We start from the raw sequence: 17,421 nt of genomic DNA, 5'->3' as shown, positions 1-17,421 counted from the left end.
GATAGCCCACCACAATGCAGGCCTAGCGGCGAACGGGCGTGGGCGCGCCGCGGCCGCCACGACCCCGCAGTCGGGCCTTCTTGATCAGGCCTTCATACTGGTGAGCCAGCAGTTGAGACTGGATCTGAGCCACGGTGTCCATGGTCACCGACACGACGATCAGGATCGAGGTGCCGCCGAAATACAGGCTGTTGCCCATCTGGGCGACCATCAACTCCGGCAGGAGGCAGACGGCGGTGATGTAGGCAGCGCCGATCACGGTCAGGCGGGTCAGGACGTAGTCCAGATATTCCGCCGTGCGCTTGCCCGGACGGATGCCCGGCAGGAAGCCGCCGTACTTCCTCAGGTTCTCGGCCGTGTCTTCAGGGTTGAAGGTGATCGAGGTGTAGAAGAAGCAGAAGAAGATGATCAGGCCGGCGTACAGCAGCATGAACAGCGGCTGGCCATGGGTCAGCTGGGCGGTCACGAAGGGCAGCCAGCTCATCCATGCCGGCAGGTCGGCCGTGGCGGTCATCTGGGCGACCGTGGTCGGCAGCAGCAGCAGCGACGAGGCGAAGATCGGCGGGATGACCCCGGCGGTGTTCACCTTCAGCGGCAGGAACGAACGCTCGCCCCCGGCCATCCGGTTGCCTTCCTGGCGCTTCGGATACTGGATCAGAAGACGGCGCTGGGCGCGCTCCATGAAGACGATGAAGACGATCGTGGCCACGGCGAGGACGGCCAGGAACAGGAGGGCGAAGGCGGACATCTGACCCTGCTGGGCCAATCCCAGCATCCGGGCGACGGTGCCCGGCAGAACCGCGACGATACCGGCGAAGATGATCAGCGAGATGCCGTTGCCGACGCCGCGCGCCGTCACCTGCTCACCCAGCCACATCAGGAACATGGTGCCGCCCGTCAGGGAGACGACCGTGGTGGCGATGAAGAAGACGCCGGGCTCGTCGATCAGGCCGGGCTGGGCGTTGAGGCCCGCCGCGATGCCGAACGACTGGGCCAGAGCCAGGAACACGGTCAGGTAACGGGTGTACTGGTTCAGCTGCTTGCGCCCGCTTTCGCCGCCTTCTTTTTTCAGCTTCTCCCACGGCGGATACACACTGCCCATCAGTTGGACGATGATCGAGGCCGAGATGTAGGGCGTCACGTTCAGCGCGAAGACGGCCATCCGTTCCACGGCGCCGCCCGAGAACATGTTGAACATATCCAGGACGCCGCGCTGCCCGTCCGGATCCTGGAAGAACTGCAGGAAGGCGGCGGAGTTGATGCCCGGGATCGGCACATAGGTGCCGATGCGATAGACGAGAAGCGCGCCAAGCGTGAACAGCAGACGCTTGTGGAGCTCGGTCGCCTTAGCGAACGAGCCCATGTTCATATTGGCGGCGAGTTGTTCGGCGGCCGAAGCCATATGTCGTTACCCCGACTTGTCAGTACGCTGCGTCCGATCCGCTTTCGAATCCGACGCCTTCGTCCAGATAGGCGAAGGGCGGCCCCTTAGCGAGACCGCCCCCCACGCTTTATTGGATTAAGCCTTGGCGGCCGCGCGGGTCGTGCGAGCCGAGATCTTGTTGGCGTCGCCGCGCGGGGCCTTGGCAGCGGGAACCTTGCCCTTGGCGAGGTTGCGCTTCTCGACGCGAGCGGCGGCCTTGGCTTCAGCAGCGATCCGCTCCTGAACGACCGAGCCGCCGGCGGCTTCGATCGCCTTCACGGCGCCGGCCGAGGCCGACCAGACAACCAGGTTCAGCTTGGATTTGACCTCGCCGGTACCCAGCAGACGGACGCCGTCCTTGACGCGACGGATCACGCCGGCGGCGACCAGGGCGTCGCCCTTGATCTCGCCCTTGATGTCCAGCTTGCCGCCGTCGATGGCGTCCTGCAGGCGCCACAGGTTCACTTCGGCCAGCTTCAGGGCGTTGGGATTGTTGAAGCCGCGCTTGGGCATACGCATGTACAGGGGCATCTGGCCGCCTTCGAAGCCGCCGATGGCGACGCCCGAACGCGACTTCTGGCCCTTGACGCCGCGACCGGCGGTCTTGCCCTTGCCCGAACCCGGGCCGCGGCCGACGCGCATACGCTTCTTGTGGGCGCCTTCGTTGTCGCGAATTTCGTTCAGTTTCATGTGCCTGATCCTTTCGGGTTCTAGCGCCCGCTGTATCAGCGGACTCGGCTTGTTGGTCTCGGTCGTCTCCCTCCCCGTCCGGGGAGGGTGGTCGGCAAAGCCGACCGGGTGGGACCGGCAAGGCGAGCCGGACCCAAATCTCTAACGGACGCGCGCTATAGCGGCTCCCCCGACAGCAGTAAAGGCGGCTCGCCGAGCCGCCCCCACCCGGTCGCCCGAGGGCGACCTGCCCTCCCCCGAGGGGGAGGGCGATACAAACGGCTTACTTTTCGACGATCTCGGTCAGGTGGGCGACCTTTGCGATCATCCCGCGAACCGAAGGAGTGTCTTCAAGCGTGGACTCGCGGCCCATTCGGTTCAGACCCAGGCCCACCAGGGTGGCGCGCTGGTCGTTCTTGCGGCGGATCGGCGAACCGGTCTGCTTGACGGTGACCGTCTTGGCTTCTGACTTCGCCATGCTCAGGACTCCACGGCTTCGGGCGTCGAGGCGCCGTCGTTGCGGCGGCCCATCAGGTCGGAGACCTTCTTGCCACGCTTCGAAGCGACCTGGCGGGGCGAGGACTGGACTTTCAGCGCCTCGAACGTCGCCCGGATCATGTTGTAGGGGTTCGACGAGCCCGTGGACTTGGCGACCACGTCGGCGACGCCGAGGGTCTCCAGGACTGCACGCATCGGACCGCCCGCGATCACGCCGGTTCCCGGAGGAGCCGCGCGCATCATGATCTTGCCGGCGCCCCAACGGCCGTTGCCGTCGTGGTGCAGGGTGCGGTTTTCGCGCAGGGGAACGCGGATCATCGTCTTCTTGGCTTCTTCGGTCGCCTTGCGGATGGCTTCCGGCACTTCGCGCGCCTTGCCGTGACCGAAGCCCACGCGTCCCTTGCCGTCACCGACGACCATCAGGGCTGCGAAGGAGAAGCGACGGCCGCCTTTGACGGTGGCCGCGACGCGGTTGATGTGGACCAGCTTTTCGACGATGTCCGAATCCGGACCGTCGGCAGCAGGGCCGTTGCGGTTGTCGCGACGATTGCGGTCGTTGCCGCCGCCGCCGCGTTGAGGTGCTTGCGCCATCTGTGCGGTCCTTAGAAGTTCAGGCCGGCTTCACGCGCGGCATCCGCCAGCGCCTTCACCCGTCCGTGATAGATGTAGCCACCGCGGTCGAAGACCACATCGGTGACGCCCTTCTCGATGGCGCGCTGGGCGACCAGCTTGCCGATGGCGGCAGCCGCCTCGACGTTGGAGCCCTTGGACGTCCCGGCCTTGTCGCCTTCCAGCGACGAGGCGGAAGCCACGGTGATCCCCTTGAGATCGTCGATGATCTGGGCCGAGATGTTCTTGTCCGAACGGTGCACGGACAGACGCAGGCGACCATTGCCCATCGCCTTGAGCCGGCGACGGTTGCGATCGGTGCGGCGGACGGCTTTTTGCTTGAGAGTCGTTGCCATGACTTACTTCTTCTTGCCTTCCTTGCGGCGCACCTTCTCGCCAGCATAACGGACGCCCTTGCCCTTGTAGGGCTCCGGCGGACGCAGCTTGCGGATGTTGGCGGCCAATTCGCCGACGACTTGCTTGTCCGGGCCCGAGATCTTGATCTCGGTCTGCTTGGGCACCGCGAAGGTCACGCCGGCCGGAGCCACCACGTTCACTTCATGCGAGAAGCCCAGTTGCAGGGACAGATCGTTGCCCTTCATGGCGGCGCGGTAACCGACACCGACCAGCTCGAGCGTGCGCTCGAAGCCTTCGGTGACGCCGACGACCATGTTGTCCAGCAGCGTGCGCGACAGACCCCACATCGCGCGAGCGCGCTGGGTGTCGGCGCGGATCGCCAGGTTCAGTTCGCCGTTTTCCTGGGTGACTTCGACTTCGTCAGCAACCGACCACGAACGCTCGGCCTTGGGGCCTTTCACGGTCACGGTCTGGCCGTCGATGGTGACGGTCACGCCTTTCGGCAGTGTGATGGGACGTTTTCCGATACGGGACATCTTTAGTAGACCCTGCAGAGGACTTCGCCACCGACGTTTGCGTCGCGGGCTGCGGTGTCAGACATGACACCCTTCGAAGTCGAAAGGATCGAGATGCCCAAGCCGTTCTTGACCGGCTTCAGGTCGGTAATCGCCGAATAGACGCGGCGGCCCGGCTTGGACACGCGAGCGATCTCGGCGATGACCGGCTGGCCATCGAAGTACTTGAGCTCGATCTCGAACTGCGGGAATTCGCCGGGGTTCTGAACCAGCGAATAGCCGCGGATGTAGCCTTCGTCCTGCAGCACGTCGAGGACGCGCTGGCGCAGACGGGAAGCCGGGGTGAGCACTTTGGAACGCTTGCGCATGGCCGCGTTCTTCATGCGAGCGATCATGTCGCTCAGGGGATCGTTGATCATCATGTCTGTCGCTCCCCTTACCAGCTGGACTTCGTCAGGCCCGGGATCTGTCCCAGGTTGCCGAGTTCGCGCAGCGCGATCCGGCTCATCTTGAGCTTGCGATAGAAGGCCCGCGGACGGCCCGTCACTTCGCAGCGGTTGCGGATCCGGACGGCCGCCGAGTTACGCGGCAGCTCGGCCAGCTTCAGGCGGGCGCCGAAACGCTCTTCCAGAGGCAGGCTCTCGTCGTTGGCGGTCGCCTTCAGGGCGGCCCGCTTCGCGGCATACTTCGCAACAAGGGCTTTCACCATCTCGTTACGGTTTACGGCGCTTTTCTTTGCCATTTTGCTTTTCCCTTCCCGCTCAGTTCTTCACGAACGGGAACTTGAACTCGGTCAGAAGCGCGCGCGCCTCGTCGTCTGTCCTGGCCGTGGTGCAGACGATGATGTCCATGCCCCACATCTGGTCGATCTGGTCGTAGTTGATCTCCGGGAACACGATGTGTTCCTTGAGGCCCATGGCGTAGTTGCCGCGACCGTCGAACGACGTCGGCTTGAGGCCACGGAAGTCCTTCACGCGCGGCAGGGCGATCGTGATCAAACGGTCCAGGAACTCGTACATCTGGTCGCCGCGCAGGGTGACCTTGCCGCCGATGACCATACCTTCGCGCAGCTTGAAGCCGGCGATGGAGTTACGGGCCTTGGTCGGCACCGCCTTCTGGCCGGCGATCGCAGTCAGATCCTTGAGGGCCGCATTGGCCTTCTTGGAGTCGGCGACGGCTTCACCGATGCCCATGTTCAGGACGATCTTGTCCAGACGCGGCATCTGCATCGGGTTGGTGTAACCGAACTTCTCGGTCATCACGCCCTTGATGCGGGTGTTGAACTCGTCCTTCAGACGAGGGGTGTATTTGGTATCGGCCATCAGATGACGTCTCCCGTCGTCTTGGCGAAGCGAACCTTCTTGTCGCCTTCCATGCGGAAGCCGACGCGGCTCGCCTTGCCGTTGGCGTCGGCGATCGCGACGTTCGAAAGGTGAAGCGTGGCTTCCTTGTTCTTGATGCCGCCCTGGGGGTCACCCTGGGTCGGACGCGTGTGGCGCTGGACCATGTTCACGCCCTGGACCAGGACGCGATTTTCGGTCGGCAGCACCTTGGTGACTTCACCGGTGCGGCCCTTGTCCTTGCCGGCGAGGACGACGACGCGGTCGCCCTTTTTGATCTTGGCGGCCATGACTACAGGACCTCCGGAGCCAGAGAGATGATCTTCATGTGGTTCTTGGCGCGCAGTTCACGGGGAACCGGGCCAAAGATCCGCGTGCCGACCGGCTCGTTCTGCTTGTTGACGATGACGGCGGCGGACTTGTCGAAGCGAATGACGGAACCGTCCTTGCGCTGGATGTCCTTGGCGGTGCGCACGACGATGGCGCGAACCACTTCACCTTTTTTGACGCGGCCACGAGGAATCGCTTCCTTGACCGAGGCGACAATAGTGTCACCCACCGAGGCGTAGCGACGCTTAGCGCCGCCGAGCACCTTGATGCACATGACCCGGCGAGCACCCGAATTATCGGCTACCTCCAGGTTAGTTTGCATCTGGATCATAGTGTCAGATCCCTCTGATTACGACGCCGAGGCCGGGGTGTCCTTCGAGAGGACCTCCCAACGCTTCAGCTTGGACTTCGGGGCGCACTCACGGATGCGGGCGATGTCACCTTCCTTGAAGGCGTTCGCTTCGTCGTGGGCGTGGTACTTCTTGGAGAGGCGCACGATCTTTTTCATGACCGGGTGCAGCAGCGTGCGTTGGACGACGACGACGACGGTCTTGTCGCCCTTGTCGGACACGACCACGCCTTCGAGAATTCGCTTGGGCATAGTGTTTCCTTACGAGGCCGACCGCTTCTCACGCAGAAGCGTCGAGATGCGGGCGATGTCTTTGCGCACTTCACCAACGCGGTGAGTTTTTTCCATCTGGCCGGTGGCGGCCTGGAAGCGCAGGTTGAACTGTTCCTTTTTCAGGGACAGCAGCTGGTCGCCCAGCTGATCGGGGGTCTGGACCCGGAGGTCGGCGATCTTGGTCATGCGCCTACGTGCTCCACATGGGCGACGCCGGCGTCGAGGCGGGTGACCACCTTGGTGCGAACCGGCAGCTTGGCGGCGCCCAGACGCAGGGCTTCGCGAGCCACGTCGTCGGCGACGCCGTCGATTTCAAACAGGATCCGGCCCGGGTGGCAGCGCGCCGCCCAGTGATCCACGGCGCCCTTGCCCTTGCCCATGCGGACTTCGGCAGGCTTGCCCGAGACGGGAACGTCCGGGAAAACGCGGATCCAGACACGGCCCTGACGCTTCATCTGGCGGGTGATCGCGCGGCGGGCCGCCTCGATCTGACGCGCGGTGATGCGTTCCGGCTCAAGCGTCTTCAGGCCATACGAACCGAAGTTCAGCGAGAATCCACCCTTGGCGGCGCCGTGGATACGGCCCTTGAAGGCCTTCCGGTACTTGGTTTTCTTAGGCTGCAGCATTTTCCCTAGCCCTCACGGCCACGGCGGGGACCACGGTCACCGCGCGGGCCACCACGTTCGCGGCCTTCGTTGGACGACGGACCGGCGGCTTCCAGAGCCCAGCGCTTGTCCTGGGCCATCGGATCGTGCTCGAGCACTTCACCTTTGAACACCCAGACCTTCACGCCGATGATGCCGTAGGTCGTCTTGGCCTGAATGAAGCCGTAGTCGATGTCGGCGCGCAGGGTGTGCAGCGGCACACGGCCTTCGCGATACCATTCCATCCGCGCGATTTCGGCGCCGCCGAGGCGACCCGACACGTTGATGCGAACGCCCTTGGCGCCGAGACGCATGGCCGATTGCATCGAACGCTTCATGGCGCGGCGGAACGCGATACGGCGTTCCAGCTGCTGGGCGATGTTCTCGGCGATCAGCTGGGCGTCGGTTTCGGGCTTGCGCACCTCGACGATGTTCAGGTGAACTTCGCCTTCGGTACGGGCCGAGATGTCCTTGCGGAGCTTCTCGATGTCAGCGCCCTTCTTGCCGATCACGACACCCGGACGGGCGGCGTAGATCGTCACGCGGCATTTCTTGTGCGGACGCTCGATGATGATGCGCGACACGCCGGCGGCGTTCAGGCGTTCCTTGAGCCACGTGCGCAGCTTCAGGTCCTGGTGCAGCAGACGGGCGTAGGTCGGGCCGTCGGCGAACCAGCGGCTGTCCCAGGTACGGTTCACGCCGAGGCGGAAACCGATCGGATTGATTTTCTGACCCATATCAGGCGGCCTCGCCGGCTTCACGGACCACGATGGTGATCTCGCTGAACGGTTTCAGGATACGCGACGAGCGGCCACGAGCACGGCTCGCGAAACGCTTCATCACCAGGTTCTTGCCCACGAAGGCCTCGGACACGATCAGGTTGTCGATGTCGAGGTTGTGGTTGTTCTCGGCGTTCGAAACCGCCGAATACAGAACCTTGCGGACGTCGTCCGAGATGCGCTTGCGGCTGAACTCGAGTTCGTTCAGCGCCTTTTGCACCGGCAGACCACGGATCGACTGGGCGACCAGGTTCAGCTTCTGAGGGCTGATCCGGACGTTCACCAGTTTGGCGCGGGCTTCGGTCGGACCGACGCGGCGTGTGTTGTTCGTCTTTGGCATCTTACTTCCGCTTCGCCTTCTTGTCCGCGGCGTGGCCGGGGAACGAACGGGTGGGCGAGAACTCGCCCAGCTTCATGCCGACCATGTCCTCATTCACATGCACGGGGACGTGCTTGTGACCGTTGTGGACGCCGAAAGTCAGGCCCACGAACTGCGGCAGGATGGTTGAGCGGCGCGACCAGGTCTTGATCACGTCCTTGCGGCCCGACGTCGAAACGGCGTCGGCCTTCTTGAGCAGATACCCGTCGACAAACGGGCCTTTCCAGGAGGAGCGAGCCATCTTTAGCGAGCCTTCTTGAGGTGACGGCTACGGATGATGAAACGATCCGTAGACTTGTTCTTGCGGGTGCGCGAACCCTTGGTGTCCTTGCCCCACGGCGTAACCGGGGTACGACCGCCAGAGGTCTTGCCTTCACCACCGCCGTGGGGGTGATCGACCGGGTTCATGGCGACGCCGCGAACGTGCGGACGGAAGCCCATGTGACGGACGCGACCGGCCTTGCCCATGTTCTGGTTCATGTGGTCGGCGTTGGAAACGGCGCCCACCGTGGCCATGCAGCCGTCCAGAACCATGCGCAGTTCGCCGGAGCCGAGGCGGATCTGGGCGTAGCCCTGATCGCGACCCACCAGCTGGGCATAGGCACCGGCCGAACGGGCCAGCTGAGCGCCCTTGCCCGGCTTCATCTCCACGCAGTGGATGATGGTGCCGACGGGGATGGAGCGCAGCGGCATGGCGTTGCCAGGCTTAACGTCCGTCTTTTCGCCGGCCACGATCGTGTCGCCCGCCTTCAGGCGTTGCGGCGCGACGATATAGGCCTTTTCGCCGTCCTCATAGGTGATGAGGGCGATGAAGGCGGTGCGGTTGGGGTCATACTCCAGCCGTTCGACGGTCGCGGTCTGGAACTTGCGACGCTTGAAGTCGATCTTGCGATACAGGCGCTTGGCGCCGCCGCCGCGGAAACGGACAGCGATGCGGCCGCCCTGACCACGTCCGCCCGACTTGGTCAGGCCTTCGGTCAGCGACTTTTCGGGACGGCCCTTGAAGAGCTCCGAACGGTCGATAAGCACAAGGGCGCGACGGCCCGGCGAAGTCGGATTGTATGTTTTCAAGGCCATCTGATCAGAGCCCCGTGGTGACGTCGATCGACTGGCCGTCGGCCAGCGTCACGATCGCTTTTTTGATGTCGACCCGACGGCCCATGATGCCGCGGAAGCGCTTGGTCTTGCCCTTTTGAACCAGGGTGTTGACCTTCAGGACGTTGACCTTGAACAGGCTTTCGACCGCAGCTGCGATCTCGTCCTTGGTCGAGGTTCCGGCAACGCGGAACACGACCTTGTTTTGCTCCGACAGGATTGTCGCCTTCTCGGTGATGATCGGCGACAGGATGGTGTCGTAGTGTTTGGCGGTGGGTTGGGCAGCCATTACGCGGCGTCCTTCTCGGCTTGCTCGCGACGCGACGGCTTGAAGTCGGCGTAGCGGGCTTCGATGGCTTCGACGGCGGCCTTCGAGAGGACCAGCTTGTCGGCGCGCAGGATGTCATAGACGTTCAGGCCGGCGTTCGGCAGCACGTGGATCTGCGGGATGTTCCGCGAGGCCAGCGCGAAGTTCGCGTCGACTTCGGGACCGGCGATGATCAGCGTGCGGGTCCAGCCCAGCTTGCCGAACGTCTCGCGCAGAGCGGCGGTCTTGGCGTCCTTGACCGTCAGGGCGTCGACGACGATCAGGTCGCCCGACTTCGCCTTGGACGACAGGGCGTGCCGGAGGGCCAAGGCGCGAACCTTCTTGGGAAGGTCGAAACCGTGATCGCGGACGATCGGGCCGAAGGCGCGCGAACCGCCGACGAACTGCGGTGCACGGCGCGAACCGTGACGAGCGCCGCCGGTGCCCTTCTGCTTGTACATCTTCTTGCCCGTACGAGAGTTCTCGTTGCGGGTTTGAACCTTGTGGGTGCCGGCGCGGCGCTTGGCCAGCTGCCAGTTGACGTAACGGGCCAGAAGGTCGCCGCGAATGTCGGTAATGCCGAAAACGGCGTCCGACAGTTCAACGTCGCCCAGAGCCTTGCCGTCAAGGTTGATGCTCGAAAGTTTCATGCTTCACCGCCTTCGACGGTCTCGACCGCTGCCGGCTCTTCAGCAGGCGTTTCGGCCGGAGCGGCTGCTGCGCCGCCCTTGGTCTTGAACGCGCCGGGGAACGGCAGGTCGGCGGACGGCTTCTTGTGCGCGTCGCGAACCTTGACCCACGAGCCCTCGTGGCCGGGGACAGCGCCCTTGACCAGGATGAGGCCGCGCTCGGCGTCGACACGGACGATGGTCAGGTTCTGGGTGGTGATCGTCTCGTTACCGAGCTGACCCGCCATCTTCTTGCCCTTGAACGTCTTGCCCGGGTCCTGGCGTTGGCCGGTGGACCCCAGCGACCGGTGCGACACGGACACACCGTGCGACGCCCGCAGACCGCTGAAGTTCCAGCGCTTCATGCCGCCCTGGAAGCCCTTGCCGATCGTCTCGCCCTGGATGTCGACCTTCTGACCGACCACGAAGTGGTCTGCCGTGAGGGTCGCTCCGACGTCGATCATGGCGTCGTCCGACACGCGGAATTCCATGACGACGTGCTTGGGCTCGACTTCCGCCGTGGCGAAGGTCGTGCGTTGAGCCTTATTCGTATTTTTTGCCTTCTTGGCCCCGGCGCCCAGTTGCAGGGCGACGTAGCCGTCCCGCTCCTGAGTGCGTTGGCCGACGACCTGACAGTCGTCGAGCTGAAGCACAGTGACCGGAACGTGCGCGCCGTCTTCGGCGAACACGCGGGTCATGCCCAGCTTCTTGGCGATCACGCCCGTGCGCATATCGGATCCCGCCTTTGTTTCTTTAAATCTTGATCTCGACGTCCACACCGGCGGACAGGTCGAGCTTCATGAGCGCGTCCACGGTCTGCGGAGTGGGGTCGACGATGTCGAGGACACGCTTGTGCGTGCGGATTTCAAACTGCTCGCGCGACTTCTTGTCGACGTGCGGCGAGCGGTTCACGGTGAACTTTTCGATCAGGGTCGGCAGCGGGATCGGACCACGTACAGTGGCGCCCGTGCGCTTGGCCGTATTCACGATTTCGCGCGTCGAAAAGTCGAGGACGCGGTGATCGAAGGCCTTGAGCCTGATGCGGATGCTTTGATCCATATCGGTCGTATTTCCCAAGCAGGCGAACCTGCGTCCCTGTGAACCATTTCAAAGACCGGAGGCCTTCAGGCACGAATGCCTTCAGAGTACGCACGTCCGCAAAAACGATCGGCCCACGCAGTCGCCCGCGAGAGCCGTTGAAGTCCCAGGTCGCTGCAAAGAACAGGTCCGAGGTCGTTCCTGCGGACTGCGTCTGCGGTTTCCCGCACAGCCAGTCCAACAAGAGTTGGCGCTTATGACGATTGATTCCGTTTTGGTCAAGCGGCCCGGACCGTTGCGGGCGACTTTCTCTCGTTTCGGAGACGATCAGTTTTCGGCGGTCAGCTCCGATTTCACAGGAAGACGGCCCGGACGGTTCCACTCGCCCGGGCCGCCGCTTTCAGCAGACTGAGTTCAGGAGGCTCAGTTGCCGATGCGCACCCGGCCTCCGCCCATGACGGATTGGGAGACCGAGCCGGTGACCCGGCCCACGAGGACGTCGCCGCCGCCCAACAGGCTGGCGTCCACGCTCGCTGCCGTGCCTGTGACCGTGATGTTGCCTGAGCCGGCGATGGAGGCGTCGAGAGGCCCGGCGTCGCCGGTCACGATGATGTCGCCCGAGCCCGCGATGGAGGCATCGACCGAGCGCGGACGGCCGCTGTTGACGCGAATGTCGCCCGAGCCGCTGATGGCGGCGTCGACGTCGCCCGTGGCCCCGGCGACGGTGATCGTGCCCGAGCCGCTGACGGAGGCGTCAAGCTCGCCCGTTGCCCCGGCCGTGATGTCACCCGACCCGCTGATCGAGGCTTGAAGGCTGCTCGATGTCCCGGCGCGGATGCTGCCCGATCCGCCGATCGACAGGTCGGCCGAGCCCGCGGTGTTGGCCACGGTCCAGTCGCCGCAGCCGCCGCTGCCCAGTTCGATCGAGGTGGCGCCGCGACCGATCGAGCCGAACACGGCGGAATCTTCGGTGGAGATGTCCACGGCCGGCGGCGTGCGGACGACGATCAGCGGAGCGGCGGACAGGTTGACCCGGCCGTGCTCGCGCACCTCCACGGACGCGCCCTCCCCTGGCTGCCGGGCGTTCGCAGGACCGCTCTCGCAGCGGCGGAAGGCGCGACGGCCGAGGTTGCCGTTGATGCGGACCTCGTCGCCGTTACGGGTCACGGTCGGCAGGGGCAGGCCGCCAGAGCCCGGCTCGATCTCGACGGCGATGTCGGTGCGGTTTTCGACGATCACCACCACGCGGGCGGCGGCGTAACGGATGCGGACCTCGCGGTCGGTCTTGGCCGAGGCCGGGGCTGCGGCGCCGAGGGCGGCCAGCAGGGCGACGGATGCGGCGGCGGTGACGAATGCTTTCATGACGTGGGTTCCTCTCCTGAAGTTGAGGCGAACCTGACCCTGTGATGACCGGAAGTCAGTTTAACTCGACGTCATGACCTCGAATTAATCCGGGTCCGAGGTTTCCCTCCCCCGAGTGGGAGGGAGAAGTTTGTCACGCCCGCAACGTTCCCGCCCCGTCGGCGGCGCCGACTTCCGGGGTGAAATCGCGCTCGAAATGCTCGATCCGGCTCTTGAGCCCGCCGACGCGGCGCAGGGCCAGAGAGGCGGCCCAGCGGGCGGCCAGTTCCGGGGTCGACATGCCGTCGGTGAAGCGCGGACGCCCTCCCCGGCTGCGGATCACGGCATTGGTGTAGATGGCCCCGTTGCGGAACCGCGTCGGCCAGGTCTGGAAATCCATCGACAGGCTGACGCAGAACCGGTCGAGGTTCTCGACCCGGTGCGGCGCATAGAGCGGCCAGGTCAGGGCCTCGCCCGGCTCCAGGTCCATGACCTGGGCGTCCGCCTCGAAGGCGCGGGTATAGGGCAGTTCCTCGGTCGTCTGGCGGGCCACGACCTGTTCCATCGCCGTCTCCGGCAGATGGGCCTCGTCGCCCGGGTATATAAAGAGGCGCTTCCTGCCGCGCAGGTGGAACAGCACCACCCCGGCGGCGTCGAAATGATAGGGCACCCTGGCGACCGGCGAGGAAATGATCAGCTGGCCGGCGTTGGTCACGGCCTTCATGCCGGGATAGGTGGCCTGGATCCTGGCGAACTCGCCCATGGCGGCCTGCCACAGTTCGGGACAGCCGGCCTGGGCCTGACGCAGGTTGACCCACAGACGCCCGGCCTGGATCGCCGCCAGAAGCTGGTCGCCCGACAGGCCGCCGCGCGCCCCGGTGCGCAGCGAGACCTGCCCCTCGTCGTCGTAGTCGTACAGATTGATGTCGAACAGTTCGGCCGGATAGCGGTGCAGGATTTCCGCCAGCGTCTCGTCGGTGGCGAAGCCCTGGTCGACGAGGGCGTGCGGGTGCTTCTTCGCCTGATCGATCGGGCCGGGATAGCGGGTGCGCCGGGTCTGGCTGGGGGTCTGGTTCATGCTCATCTCGATCAGGCGGCCTGGCGGGCGCTGTTGACCTTCTTCATGGCCGCGCCGGCGGCGGCGACCGCACCCATCAGGCGGTTGGCGGATGTGGTCTCGCAGGCCTCGATGGCGGCCCAGCGACGCCGCACGCTGGTGCGCAGCCGCTCGCCCTGGCCGCCCGCGGCGCTGTTGAGCAGGCCCACGGCCACGTCAGACAGCATGGAGCCGACGCCTGGCTTAAGGATCACCGCCTCGCGCACCGTCTGGGTCGCGTTGCAGAAATATTTCTTGTAGCCCTCGCCGCCGAAGCCGAAGTCGAAGACCCGGAACCCGGCGTCACAGCCCAGCCGCATCGTGTCCATGGTCAGGAGGATGCCGGGCGAGCAGCGCGCCAGCGCAGGCTCATAGGCCGGGAACCAGAAATGATACCGGTCGCCGGCGTGCAGCGAGTATTCGATCGCCGTCAGCCTGTCCCCGGCCCACAGCGCCGCCATCGAGGCGCCGAAGTCGTCATGCTCCGAGGCCATAAGGGCGTGCAGCAGATCACGGGTCCAGCCGCAGGCGAAGATGTTGTGCCGGCCTGTGCGGGCATACTGGTCGCGCTTCAGCCCGATCAGCTGATCCAGCAGCGCCGGATCGGTCAGGCCTCGCTGGACCCGGATCGGCCCCAGCTCCGCCTCGAGGCTGCGGCGCGCCCGTTCCTTGTCCTTGAAATATTTGCCCCAGGTCTGGCGACGCTCGGCATACCAGGCGTCGAACCCCTCCTCCGGCGTGACGGTCATCAGGGTCTCGCGCAGCTCGCCCGCGCCCGACGGCCCGACCCAGGCCGAGACGTTCAGCCGGGGCGCATTCAGCAGGGCCGCGACGGCGGCCAGGGACGGCGCCTGGCCCGGCATGGCGATGACGCCGTGATAGTCATTCATGGGCGCCCCGAGCGGCTGGATCGCCGATCCGCGCCGCTGGTGCGGGAAATAGCCGATGGTGCGCCCGCCCCGGCTGAAGATCGCCACGGCGGCGTCGGGGCTGATGCGGGCGGCGATCTCGGTGAACTCCCAGCGGAAATAGGGGCTGGCGAGATCGGGATTGGCCTCGACCATGGCGCGCCACAGCACCCGGTCCGCGACCGTCAACTGGTCCGCCTTGACGACCTCGATCTTTAGCGTTCCGGGCATGCAAGTCTCCGACCCGCGCCCCTGGGCGAGGCGCGTTCCTGTCTCAGGTCTAGCCCACCTCCCGTTTCGCGACGGTGTAATGGCATGGTGAACAAAAGCCTGCCCTGGAGCCGCCGCGCGTCTGGGGCGTTCGGTCCGCAACAGGAGCTTGAGCATGACCGACCCCGCCCGACCGCCGCGCGAGACCGAGGACGAGAACCAGCGTCCCGCCGGTGATGGCCAGCCGCCACACCCCGCGACCGAGCCCAAGGGCAGCGAGGGCTCCAGCAACTCCGGGGACACGGCGACCGACCCGGCGACGGGCGAGCCGAACGGTTGATGGCGTTACCCGGGCCCTGTCTCCTCCTCGTCGCCTAGCGATGGGGAGGAGACGTGAGCATCACCGTCCTCGCGCGGCTCTTTTCGCGCCAGCCCGCCGTACGGCATAGTCATCAATCCCGCGATCGGCCCCTGATCCTCGAGGTCAGACTCCAAACCGGAGTCCGAGTCGTCCGTTGAGTCCGGATCGGCCGCGTCGGCCTCCGCATCGCGCGCTCGCTGGCGGACGCGGAATTTACGGACCTCTTCCTCCTCGGCCCAGCGGCGCAGCTCGGCTTCACGGACGTCGACGATCTCGATCACCTTGTGCCAGCGCATGAACTCCGCCGAGTCGCCGCGCAGGATGGCCCGCATCATCCGCCCGTCAACGACGTGAGACAGTTCGCCCCACTCGACCAGATCGAGATTGCCGCCGATCCGTTCCTCCAGAACCAGCCCCTCGTCGCAGGGATCGAGGGCGTGTGGCGGAACCCAGGGCTGGTCCGAACGCCGCCAGCCCTCACGCGCGGCCCGATCCCGCAGCGACGACAGCGCCACACCATGTCGTCGACAACAGTCAGGGCCCGACAGCCCCGCGAGATAGTCGGCCTTCACCGCGTCCCAGACCTCCGTCGGGACCATGCGCCGGGGGGTGTTCGCCTGCTCGTCCATATCCGCGCCTCCGCTCAAGGACCGGACAGTGTGAGGCCGTTTCAGGGGGTGATGGGTATAAGGGCTCTAAATAGAGCCGAGGCTTGTTTCGATTGGGGAATTCGGACGATCCGTTGATGGGTATGGGCCTGCGATCGCTATGGAACCGGTCGCTACATCAGGACCACGGGAACCGGTACCCCAGAGCCGACGCCGTAAGGCCCGCTAACGGAAAAACGACGCCTAAAACAAAAGCTCCACCGGCGGACGCGAGTACCCGCTCAGCTATCTTCCTCGTACTAGCGATCGGTGCATCATAGGCGGGGTTGTTTCTCAGGGCGAAAAGCTGCGTCGATCCCGTGAGAAAATGGACGTGCAAAAGACGGGGGACGAACCCTGCAGCTACCAATCCCAGCAAGAATATCCAGGCCGAGGGCAGCAGCCAGGCGGATGCGGCCACGTCGGCCGCAAGCTTCTGGACTACCACCCCCAGTCCCGCTGCATTTGCTAAGCCGACCCAAATCACAGTTTGTCGATCCCAGACATCTGTCAGAGCACCAATGCGGTTGAGCCAAGGATCCACATCTTTTCGATGCTGTTCCAGAATGTCGTTTTGATCGCTCATTCCCGCCCCCGGATAATCACCTAGTCGGCGTCGGCAGGCCGGACAGGCGATAGTGCAGTTCGACGCCCTAGATCCTGGCCCAAGAGAAGATTTCCCGGACTTCGGGCACGTCGTTCAACGACAGTATGAACCGCCCTCGAATGTCCTTCAAACACCCGCACAAACGGTCGACGTCGGCCCGGCTGAGAGTCGTGCGTCGCCGGTGAGGTCCGACCCTCATCCGTCCGCTTCGCGGCCACCTTCTCCCAACGGGAGAAGGGACAAAGAAAAGGCCCCCCGGTTCGCACCGGAGGGCCTTTCTAGCTGAGTCCGCGCTCAAGCAGCGAACGACCGCGTCGTTCGCGTTAGCGCAACAAGAAAGTCCTACTCGACGATCTTGGCGACGACGCCGGCGCCGACGGTGCGGCCGCCTTCACGGATGGCGAAGCGCAGGCCCTGGTCCATGGCGATCGGGGTGATCAGTTCGACGTTCAGCTCGGCGTTGTCGCCGGGCATGATCATCTCGACGCCTTCCTTCAGCTGAACGATCCCGGTCACGTCCGTGGTGCGGAAGTAGAACTGCGGGCGGTAGTTGGTGAAGAACGGCGTGTGACGGCCGCCCTCTTCCTTGTTCAGGATGTAGGCTTCGGCGACGAACTTGGTGTGGGGCGTGATGGAGCCCGGCTTGCACAGGACCTGGCCGCGCTCGACGTCTTCACGCTTGGTGCCGCGCAGCAGCACGCCGACGTTGTCGCCCGCCTGGCCCTGGTCCAGCAGCTTGCGGAACATTTCCACGCCCGTGCAGGTCGTCTTCTGGACCGGACGGATGCCGACGATCTCGACCTCCTCACCGACCTTGACGATGCCCTTTTCGATACGACCCGTGACCACGGTGCCGCGGCCCGAGATCGAGAAGACGTCTTCCACCGGCATCAGGAACGGCAGGTCCAGGGGACGCGCCGGCTGCGGGATGTAGTCGTCCACGGTCTGCATCAGCTTCAGCACCTGCTGCTCGCCGAT

Annotated in this window: 29 protein-coding genes; 1 reads left to right on the top strand and 28 read right to left on the bottom strand. The window is 65.0% G+C overall.

Annotation, left to right across the window (positions count from 1 at the left end):
* Positions 1 to 22: 22 nt before the first annotated feature.
* From secY to ACP7AB_RS10020, 25 genes are all read right to left on the bottom strand, one after another.
* Positions 23 to 1,402 carry a preprotein translocase subunit SecY gene (gene secY, locus ACP7AB_RS10140; protein ID WP_303697175.1) on the bottom strand — a complete coding sequence of 460 codons (1,380 nt, stop codon included), beginning with the start codon at positions 1,400 to 1,402 and terminating at the stop codon, positions 23 to 25.
* A 117-nt stretch (positions 1,403 to 1,519) separates the two neighbouring features.
* Complete coding sequence (rplO, locus tag ACP7AB_RS10135; RefSeq protein ID WP_425990977.1) at positions 1,520 to 2,113, bottom strand: 50S ribosomal protein L15; 594 nt, start codon at positions 2,111 to 2,113, stop codon at positions 1,520 to 1,522.
* Positions 2,114 to 2,375: 262 nt separating this feature from the next.
* Positions 2,376 to 2,570 (bottom strand): 50S ribosomal protein L30, encoded by a 195-nt coding sequence (gene rpmD, locus ACP7AB_RS10130; protein WP_425990979.1) that lies wholly within the window; start codon positions 2,568 to 2,570, stop codon positions 2,376 to 2,378.
* Between the two features lie 2 nt (positions 2,571 to 2,572).
* Positions 2,573 to 3,181, bottom strand: coding sequence for a 30S ribosomal protein S5 (gene rpsE / locus ACP7AB_RS10125; protein WP_303697172.1), 609 nt, complete (start codon positions 3,179 to 3,181; stop codon positions 2,573 to 2,575).
* Between the two features lie 11 nt (positions 3,182 to 3,192).
* Positions 3,193 to 3,555, bottom strand: coding sequence for a 50S ribosomal protein L18 (gene rplR, locus ACP7AB_RS10120; protein ID WP_303697171.1), 363 nt, complete (start codon positions 3,553 to 3,555; stop codon positions 3,193 to 3,195).
* 3 nt (positions 3,556 to 3,558) lie between these two features.
* Positions 3,559 to 4,092: a 50S ribosomal protein L6 gene (gene rplF / locus ACP7AB_RS10115; protein WP_425990982.1), complete on the bottom strand. Its 534-nt coding sequence runs from the start codon at positions 4,090 to 4,092 to the stop codon at positions 3,559 to 3,561.
* Between the two features lie 2 nt (positions 4,093 to 4,094).
* The gene (rpsH, locus tag ACP7AB_RS10110) at positions 4,095 to 4,493 is read right to left on the bottom strand and encodes a 30S ribosomal protein S8 (RefSeq protein WP_303697169.1); all 399 of its coding nucleotides are present in this window, start codon (positions 4,491 to 4,493) and stop codon (positions 4,095 to 4,097) included.
* Between the two features lie 14 nt (positions 4,494 to 4,507).
* Positions 4,508 to 4,813 carry a 30S ribosomal protein S14 gene (gene rpsN / locus ACP7AB_RS10105; protein ID WP_425990984.1) on the bottom strand — a complete coding sequence of 102 codons (306 nt, stop codon included), beginning with the start codon at positions 4,811 to 4,813 and terminating at the stop codon, positions 4,508 to 4,510.
* Between the two features lie 19 nt (positions 4,814 to 4,832).
* Positions 4,833 to 5,393: a 50S ribosomal protein L5 gene (gene rplE / locus ACP7AB_RS10100; RefSeq protein WP_303697168.1), complete on the bottom strand. Its 561-nt coding sequence runs from the start codon at positions 5,391 to 5,393 to the stop codon at positions 4,833 to 4,835.
* Complete coding sequence (rplX, locus tag ACP7AB_RS10095) at positions 5,393 to 5,701, bottom strand: 50S ribosomal protein L24 (RefSeq protein ID WP_425990986.1); 309 nt, start codon at positions 5,699 to 5,701, stop codon at positions 5,393 to 5,395. Before rplX ends, rplE begins: the two co-directional genes overlap by 1 nt.
* Before the next feature lie 2 nt (positions 5,702 to 5,703).
* Positions 5,704 to 6,072, bottom strand: a complete 369-nt coding sequence (gene rplN / locus ACP7AB_RS10090; RefSeq protein WP_077354965.1) for a 50S ribosomal protein L14 — start codon at positions 6,070 to 6,072, stop codon at positions 5,704 to 5,706.
* Positions 6,073 to 6,090: 18 nt separating this feature from the next.
* Positions 6,091 to 6,342: a 30S ribosomal protein S17 gene (rpsQ, locus tag ACP7AB_RS10085; protein WP_303697165.1), complete on the bottom strand. Its 252-nt coding sequence runs from the start codon at positions 6,340 to 6,342 to the stop codon at positions 6,091 to 6,093.
* Between the two features lie 9 nt (positions 6,343 to 6,351).
* A complete protein-coding gene (gene rpmC, locus ACP7AB_RS10080; RefSeq protein ID WP_303697164.1) occupies positions 6,352 to 6,549 on the bottom strand; it encodes a 50S ribosomal protein L29 in 198 nt (65 codons plus the stop codon).
* Positions 6,546 to 6,989, bottom strand: a complete 444-nt coding sequence (rplP, locus tag ACP7AB_RS10075; protein WP_303697163.1) for a 50S ribosomal protein L16 — start codon at positions 6,987 to 6,989, stop codon at positions 6,546 to 6,548. The genes rpmC and rplP overlap by 4 nt, the downstream gene beginning before the upstream one ends.
* 5 nt (positions 6,990 to 6,994) lie before the next feature.
* The gene (gene rpsC / locus ACP7AB_RS10070; protein ID WP_425990989.1) at positions 6,995 to 7,744 is read right to left on the bottom strand and encodes a 30S ribosomal protein S3; all 750 of its coding nucleotides are present in this window, start codon (positions 7,742 to 7,744) and stop codon (positions 6,995 to 6,997) included.
* Position 7,745: 1 nt separating this feature from the next.
* Positions 7,746 to 8,126 (bottom strand): 50S ribosomal protein L22, encoded by a 381-nt coding sequence (gene rplV / locus ACP7AB_RS10065; protein WP_303697161.1) that lies wholly within the window; start codon positions 8,124 to 8,126, stop codon positions 7,746 to 7,748.
* Between the two features lies 1 nt (position 8,127).
* Positions 8,128 to 8,406 (bottom strand): 30S ribosomal protein S19, encoded by a 279-nt coding sequence (gene rpsS / locus ACP7AB_RS10060; RefSeq protein WP_013268924.1) that lies wholly within the window; start codon positions 8,404 to 8,406, stop codon positions 8,128 to 8,130.
* 2 nt (positions 8,407 to 8,408) lie between these two features.
* The gene (rplB, locus tag ACP7AB_RS10055) at positions 8,409 to 9,242 is read right to left on the bottom strand and encodes a 50S ribosomal protein L2 (RefSeq protein WP_303697160.1); all 834 of its coding nucleotides are present in this window, start codon (positions 9,240 to 9,242) and stop codon (positions 8,409 to 8,411) included.
* A gap of 4 nt (positions 9,243 to 9,246) precedes the next feature.
* Entirely contained in the window at positions 9,247 to 9,549 is a 303-nt protein-coding gene (locus ACP7AB_RS10050; RefSeq protein ID WP_298158548.1) for a 50S ribosomal protein L23, read from the bottom strand.
* Positions 9,549 to 10,217: a 50S ribosomal protein L4 gene (gene rplD / locus ACP7AB_RS10045; RefSeq protein ID WP_303697159.1), complete on the bottom strand. Its 669-nt coding sequence runs from the start codon at positions 10,215 to 10,217 to the stop codon at positions 9,549 to 9,551. Before rplD ends, ACP7AB_RS10050 begins: the two co-directional genes overlap by 1 nt.
* Complete coding sequence (gene rplC, locus ACP7AB_RS10040; RefSeq protein ID WP_425990992.1) at positions 10,214 to 10,966, bottom strand: 50S ribosomal protein L3; 753 nt, start codon at positions 10,964 to 10,966, stop codon at positions 10,214 to 10,216. Before rplC ends, rplD begins: the two co-directional genes overlap by 4 nt.
* Positions 10,967 to 10,988: 22 nt before the next feature.
* On the bottom strand, positions 10,989 to 11,294 hold the full coding sequence (gene rpsJ / locus ACP7AB_RS10035) for a 30S ribosomal protein S10 (protein WP_003164367.1): 306 nt from the start codon (positions 11,292 to 11,294) through the stop codon (positions 10,989 to 10,991).
* Between the two features lie 402 nt (positions 11,295 to 11,696).
* Positions 11,697 to 12,635 carry a GIN domain-containing protein gene (locus tag ACP7AB_RS10030; protein ID WP_425990994.1) on the bottom strand — a complete coding sequence of 313 codons (939 nt, stop codon included), beginning with the start codon at positions 12,633 to 12,635 and terminating at the stop codon, positions 11,697 to 11,699.
* 133 nt (positions 12,636 to 12,768) lie between these two features.
* Positions 12,769 to 13,692 carry a cupin-like domain-containing protein gene (locus ACP7AB_RS10025; protein WP_425990996.1) on the bottom strand — a complete coding sequence of 308 codons (924 nt, stop codon included), beginning with the start codon at positions 13,690 to 13,692 and terminating at the stop codon, positions 12,769 to 12,771.
* A gap of 11 nt (positions 13,693 to 13,703) precedes the next feature.
* Complete coding sequence (locus ACP7AB_RS10020; protein WP_425990998.1) at positions 13,704 to 14,849, bottom strand: GNAT family N-acetyltransferase; 1,146 nt, start codon at positions 14,847 to 14,849, stop codon at positions 13,704 to 13,706.
* A 154-nt stretch (positions 14,850 to 15,003) separates the two neighbouring features.
* Here ACP7AB_RS10020 and ACP7AB_RS10015 point away from each other — a divergent pair, with 154 nt between their 5' ends.
* Positions 15,004 to 15,168: a hypothetical protein gene (locus tag ACP7AB_RS10015; RefSeq protein ID WP_425991000.1), complete on the top strand. Its 165-nt coding sequence runs from the start codon at positions 15,004 to 15,006 to the stop codon at positions 15,166 to 15,168.
* A 5-nt stretch (positions 15,169 to 15,173) separates the two neighbouring features.
* Here the strand turns inward: ACP7AB_RS10015 and ACP7AB_RS10010 are convergent, their stop codons facing one another.
* The 3 genes from ACP7AB_RS10010 to ACP7AB_RS10000 form a co-directional block, all read right to left on the bottom strand.
* Entirely contained in the window at positions 15,174 to 15,818 is a 645-nt protein-coding gene (locus tag ACP7AB_RS10010) for a hypothetical protein (RefSeq protein WP_425991002.1), read from the bottom strand.
* Positions 15,819 to 15,975: 157 nt separating this feature from the next.
* Complete coding sequence (locus ACP7AB_RS10005) at positions 15,976 to 16,422, bottom strand: hypothetical protein (RefSeq protein WP_425991003.1); 447 nt, start codon at positions 16,420 to 16,422, stop codon at positions 15,976 to 15,978.
* 363 nt (positions 16,423 to 16,785) lie between these two features.
* The coding region (locus ACP7AB_RS10000; RefSeq protein WP_426046127.1) for an EF-Tu/IF-2/RF-3 family GTPase at positions 16,786 to 17,421 on the bottom strand (636 nt) is incomplete at its 5' end.

The organism is Brevundimonas sp. TWP3-1-2b1, from assembly GCF_049896165.1.
Lineage (GTDB): Bacteria > Pseudomonadota > Alphaproteobacteria > Caulobacterales > Caulobacteraceae > Brevundimonas > Brevundimonas subvibrioides_B.
Note: the sequence above shows the minus strand (reverse complement) of the source record. Positions and strands in the feature narration are given on the sequence as shown.

Coding starts and splice junctions, on each gene's coding strand:
- rpsQ (WP_303697165.1), bottom strand. CDS start 6,342: ATGCCCAAGCGAATTCTCGAAGGCGTGGTCGTGTCCGACAAGGGCGAC.
- ACP7AB_RS10050 (WP_298158548.1), bottom strand. CDS start 9,549: ATGGCTGCCCAACCCACCGCCAAACACTACGACACCATCCTGTCGCCG.
- rplC (WP_425990992.1), bottom strand. CDS start 10,966: ATGCGCACGGGCGTGATCGCCAAGAAGCTGGGCATGACCCGCGTGTTC.
- rplP (WP_303697163.1), bottom strand. CDS start 6,989: ATGCTGCAGCCTAAGAAAACCAAGTACCGGAAGGCCTTCAAGGGCCGT.
- ACP7AB_RS10030 (WP_425990994.1), bottom strand. CDS start 12,635: ATGAAAGCATTCGTCACCGCCGCCGCATCCGTCGCCCTGCTGGCCGCC.
- rplR (WP_303697171.1), bottom strand. CDS start 3,555: ATGGCAACGACTCTCAAGCAAAAAGCCGTCCGCCGCACCGATCGCAAC.
- rpsH (WP_303697169.1), bottom strand. CDS start 4,493: ATGATGATCAACGATCCCCTGAGCGACATGATCGCTCGCATGAAGAAC.
- rpmD (WP_425990979.1), bottom strand. CDS start 2,570: ATGGCGAAGTCAGAAGCCAAGACGGTCACCGTCAAGCAGACCGGTTCG.
- rpsN (WP_425990984.1), bottom strand. CDS start 4,813: ATGGCAAAGAAAAGCGCCGTAAACCGTAACGAGATGGTGAAAGCCCTT.
- rplN (WP_077354965.1), bottom strand. CDS start 6,072: ATGATCCAGATGCAAACTAACCTGGAGGTAGCCGATAATTCGGGTGCT.
- rpsJ (WP_003164367.1), bottom strand. CDS start 11,294: ATGGATCAAAGCATCCGCATCAGGCTCAAGGCCTTCGATCACCGCGTC.
- rpmC (WP_303697164.1), bottom strand. CDS start 6,549: ATGACCAAGATCGCCGACCTCCGGGTCCAGACCCCCGATCAGCTGGGC.
- rplE (WP_303697168.1), bottom strand. CDS start 5,393: ATGGCCGATACCAAATACACCCCTCGTCTGAAGGACGAGTTCAACACC.
- rplX (WP_425990986.1), bottom strand. CDS start 5,701: ATGGCCGCCAAGATCAAAAAGGGCGACCGCGTCGTCGTCCTCGCCGGC.
- ACP7AB_RS10015 (WP_425991000.1), top strand. CDS start 15,004: ATGACCGACCCCGCCCGACCGCCGCGCGAGACCGAGGACGAGAACCAG.
- ACP7AB_RS10020 (WP_425990998.1), bottom strand. CDS start 14,849: ATGCCCGGAACGCTAAAGATCGAGGTCGTCAAGGCGGACCAGTTGACG.
- rpsC (WP_425990989.1), bottom strand. CDS start 7,744: ATGGGTCAGAAAATCAATCCGATCGGTTTCCGCCTCGGCGTGAACCGT.
- rplO (WP_425990977.1), bottom strand. CDS start 2,113: ATGAAACTGAACGAAATTCGCGACAACGAAGGCGCCCACAAGAAGCGT.
- rplF (WP_425990982.1), bottom strand. CDS start 4,092: ATGTCCCGTATCGGAAAACGTCCCATCACACTGCCGAAAGGCGTGACC.
- rplD (WP_303697159.1), bottom strand. CDS start 10,217: ATGAAACTTTCGAGCATCAACCTTGACGGCAAGGCTCTGGGCGACGTT.
- rpsS (WP_013268924.1), bottom strand. CDS start 8,406: ATGGCTCGCTCCTCCTGGAAAGGCCCGTTTGTCGACGGGTATCTGCTC.
- ACP7AB_RS10025 (WP_425990996.1), bottom strand. CDS start 13,692: ATGAACCAGACCCCCAGCCAGACCCGGCGCACCCGCTATCCCGGCCCG.
- secY (WP_303697175.1), bottom strand. CDS start 1,402: ATGGCTTCGGCCGCCGAACAACTCGCCGCCAATATGAACATGGGCTCG.
- rplB (WP_303697160.1), bottom strand. CDS start 9,242: ATGGCCTTGAAAACATACAATCCGACTTCGCCGGGCCGTCGCGCCCTT.
- ACP7AB_RS10010 (WP_425991002.1), bottom strand. CDS start 15,818: ATGGACGAGCAGGCGAACACCCCCCGGCGCATGGTCCCGACGGAGGTC.
- rplV (WP_303697161.1), bottom strand. CDS start 8,126: ATGCCAAAGACGAACAACACACGCCGCGTCGGTCCGACCGAAGCCCGC.
- ACP7AB_RS10005 (WP_425991003.1), bottom strand. CDS start 16,422: ATGAGCGATCAAAACGACATTCTGGAACAGCATCGAAAAGATGTGGAT.
- rpsE (WP_303697172.1), bottom strand. CDS start 3,181: ATGGCGCAAGCACCTCAACGCGGCGGCGGCGGCAACGACCGCAATCGT.